Source organism: Streptomyces sp. DvalAA-14 (genome assembly GCF_900091855.1).
In the GTDB taxonomy this organism is placed as follows: domain Bacteria; phylum Actinomycetota; class Actinomycetes; order Streptomycetales; family Streptomycetaceae; genus Actinacidiphila.
On the sequence record NZ_FMCH01000437.1, the window covers coordinates 1 to 1,993 of the forward strand.

The 1,993-nt window shown below is 76.3% G+C and carries 2 protein-coding genes; both read right to left on the reverse strand.

Features of this window, described 5'->3' with window-relative positions:
• Positions 1-857, reverse strand: an 857-nt coding sequence (locus GA0115240_RS23525; RefSeq protein ID WP_141708939.1) for an ABC transporter ATP-binding protein, incomplete at its 3' end; no start/stop codon positions are given.
• Positions 854-1,906, reverse strand: a complete 1,053-nt coding sequence (locus GA0115240_RS23530) for an ABC transporter ATP-binding protein (RefSeq protein ID WP_093739376.1) — start codon at positions 1,904-1,906, stop codon at positions 854-856. The genes GA0115240_RS23530 and GA0115240_RS23525, both read right to left, overlap by 4 nt.
• Positions 1,907-1,993: the final 87 nt, after the last annotated feature.

Consider the following 1,993-nt stretch of genomic DNA (forward strand, 5'->3'; position numbering starts at 1 on the left):
TGCAGCGGATGTGTCAACACCTGTGCGGTGGGGCCCTGTTCGACCAGCCGCCCGCGGTAGAGCACCGCGATGCGGTCGGCGACGCCGGCCAGTGAGCCGAGGTCGTGCGAGATCACGACGATCGCCACCCCGAGGTCGCGGCGCAATGCGTCCAGCAGCCGCAGCACATGGTTGCGGTTGGAGGCGTCCAGCGCGCTCACCGGCTCGTCGGCCAGCAGCAGCGCCGGCCGGGTGACGATGGCCCGGGCCAGCGAGACCCGCTGGCGCTGCCCGCCGGACAGCTGGGCCGGGATCCGGTCGCCCAGCGCGGCGGGGTCCAGGCCGACCCGGTGGAGCGCTTCGGCGGCCCGCGCGCGGCGCTCCCTCCGGTCCACCGCGGCCACCGCCAGCGGCTCGCTCACCAGCTCGGTCACGGTCAGATCCGGGTCCAGCGAGCGCAGCGGATCCTGGAACATGTACTGCACCCGGCCCGACCTGCGGTGCTCCCGCAGCGCTCGGCCGCGCAGCGCGCCCACCGGCGCCCCTTCGACCTCGATCCGCCCGGCGGTCACCGGGGCCGCACCGACCACGGCCCGGGCCAGCGTGGTCTTGCCGGAGCCGGTCTCGCCGATCACGCCGAGTATCCGGCCGCCCGTCACCTCCAGGTCCACGCCGGCCAGTACCGGCACGGCGCCGCCGCGGACACCGCGGCGCGGATAGGACACCCCGAGCCCGGAGATCCGCAGCACCACCTGCCCCCGGTGGTCCGGGTCCTCGGGGCGCGCCGCGGGGGCGGGTGCCGGGCCGGAGTCCGGGTCCGGCCGGGCGGTCGCGGCGGTGCGGTCCGGAGTCGTGGCCCCGGCGGCGGAGACGCTCATGCGGGCACCTCCTCGAAGGCGGCGGGACGGGCGAGGGTTTCGGCGAGTTCGGCGGCGCGCACGCAGCGCACGCGGCGCCCGTCACCGGTCGTGGTGAGCGGCACCCGCGCGGTGCGGCAGCGGTCCTCGGCGAAGGTGCAGCGGTCGGCGAAGCGGCAGCCGGGGAGGTCGGCGCCGGCCTCGGGCGGGCGGCCCGGGATGACGGCCAGCTCGCGCCGGTGCCAGTCGCCGCCCGAGGCGACGCTCAGCAGCGCCGCGGTGTAGGGGTGCGCCGGTCGGGCCACCACGTCGGCGGTGGGGCCGTCCTCGACGATCTCGCCCGCGTAGAAGACCAGCACCCGGTCGGTGACCTCGGCGACCACGGCGAGGTCGTGGGTGACCAGCAGCAGCGCGAGGCCGAGTTCGTCGCGCAACCGGGCCAGCAGGTCGAGGACTTCGGCCTGCACCACGGTGTCCAGCGCGGTGGTCGCCTCGTCCGCGACCAGCAGGCGCGGCTCGCAGGCGACCGCGACGGCGATCAGCACCCGCTGGAGCATGCCGCCGGACAGTTCGTGCGGGTAGCGGTGGTAGATCTCGGCGGGCTGCCGCAGCCCGACCGAGCCGAAGAGTTCGACCGCCCGCCGGTGGGCGTCGGTCCGGCTCAACCCGAGCCGGACCCGCAGCGGTTCGGCAAGCTGGCGGCCGACGGTCAGCGACGGGTTGAGATACGACGCCGGGTCCTGGAAGACCGCGCCGAGCTGAACGCCGCGCAGCCGCTCCCAGGCGCGGGCGGTCAGCGAGGTCAGTTCGGTGCCGTCGAGCCGCGCGCTGCCGGCCGACACCGCGCAGCCGGGCGGCAGCACCCCCAGCAGCGAGCGGCAGGTCAGCGTCTTGCCGCTGCCCGATTCGCCGACCACGCCGACCGCCTCGCCGGCCCGGACGCCGAAGGAGACATCGCGTACCGCCTCCGACCGGCCGCCGGCGACGGTGATGTGCAGGCCCTCGACGGTGAGTACGGGCTGCCCCGACTCGCCCGCCCAGGCGGGCTGTTCAGACCGTGACCGGTTCATCGGTCCTCCTGTCCGGGGTCGGTGCGTCCAGGAGCCCCGACGGCTCCGGCTCGCCGGGCAGCCGCTCGGCCGGGGACGGTCCGCGCT

What these genes read in the sequence shown, in the direction of transcription:
- GA0115240_RS23530 (WP_093739376.1), bottom strand. Translation starts at nt 1,906, where the DNA reads ATGAACCGGTCACGGTCTGAACAGCCCGCCTGGGCGGGCGAGTCGGGG.